At 70.3% G+C, this 1,349-nt stretch carries 1 protein-coding gene; it reads left to right on the top strand.

Going from position 1 to position 1,349, the window contains the following annotated elements; translation table 11 throughout:
• Positions 1-1,349: carboxypeptidase-like regulatory domain-containing protein (locus DFR29_RS29570; protein WP_166654431.1), on the top strand; the 1,349-nt coding region annotated here is incomplete at both ends.

The raw sequence follows: 1,349 nt of genomic DNA, 5'->3' as shown, positions 1-1,349 counted from the left end.
CGGCTGGGCGGCCGTGGGCGCGTTCACGCTGCAGGGTCAGCACGCCGAGTCCGGCCTGCGCGGCGAAACCACCGGCAGCGTGACGGCGCCGACGGTAGCGGTGCTGCTTAACCTGGCGCTGCAGCCGTCGGGCAACGTCGAAGGCAGCGTGCTAGCTCAGGCTGGCACACCGGTGGCGGACGTCGCGGTCTACGCGCGCAGTTCGGGCCTGCTGTTCGACCGCCAGACCTGGACCGACGCCCAGGGTCAGTTCCGCTTCGACCGCATCGCGCTGGGCGAGGTCGGCGTCTCCGCCATCGACGAGCCCACGCAGAACGTCGCCACGGGGCAGACGCAGCTGACCAGCAACGGACAGAACGCCGTCGTCAACCTGCAGTTCCCGGCCACGGGCAGCATCGGCGGCACCGTCTACCGCGACGGCAACCCGGCACCCGCAGCCTGCGTCGAACTGCGTTCGGTCGCCGACGGGCCGGTTCATCCGTTCCATTCGACGACGGCGAACCCTGCGGGGTTGTATACGTTCGCGGCGGTGACCCCAGGGCCGTTCCTGGTCCAGGCCGATGCCTGCGACGGCAGCCGTCTGACGGGCCTGGCTCAGGCCACGGTCGGCAGCAACGCCAGTACCACGGCCGATGTGACCCTGGGTAATGCGCTGCCACTGTCGCAACGCCTGCTCGACAGCGTTTCGGGCTACAGCGTCGAGGTTGGCGGCAGCGGCGCGCTGCTTCCGTTCCACACCGGAACCGACGCCGCCCATACTTTTACCGGCGACGGCCACGTCCTCAGTGTCGGCGGGGCCGACTTCCCCTGGCTCGGCGCCGCCTGGAGCGGCCAGTCCGGACGCGAACTGCGCCTGGGGCCATTGGGTCTGGCCGGTTTGCAGGTCAGCCGTCGGGTCCACGTGCCGGCCGCCGGCGGCTACGTCCGCCTCATGGAAACGTTGACCAACACCGGCGCGACCGCGCTCACGCGCACGCTGCGGATCAGCGGCACCTACCGCACGTTCGAGCCGGAATTGCTGGTGTCGCCAGCGGCCGGAGGCGGCCGCTACGCTGTGGTCGCGCCGCCCGAGTGGGACAACTACAGCGCGGGCCTGGCCGGCCAGGTCTTCGGTGGTAACGGCGCAACGCTGCCGCAGGTCCGCATCAATCCCGCGGAGCGCCGTTTCGAATGGAGCTGGAACGTGACCGTGGCGCCGGGCCAGACCGTGTCCTACCTCGGCTACCTGGTGCCGCGCCGCTTCGGCGACGCCAGCGCCGCGCAGCAGCAAACCCAGCGCCTGGCCGACATGGTCGAACCGGGCATGTTCGACGGCCTGACGGCCGCCGAGAAATCGCAGATCCAGAATT

The sequence above is a fragment of the Tahibacter aquaticus genome (genome assembly GCF_004363655.1).
Lineage (GTDB): Bacteria > Pseudomonadota > Gammaproteobacteria > Xanthomonadales > Rhodanobacteraceae > Tahibacter > Tahibacter aquaticus.
The sequence above is the reverse complement of the archived record's forward strand: the minus strand, read 5'-3'. Positions and strand labels throughout refer to the sequence as shown.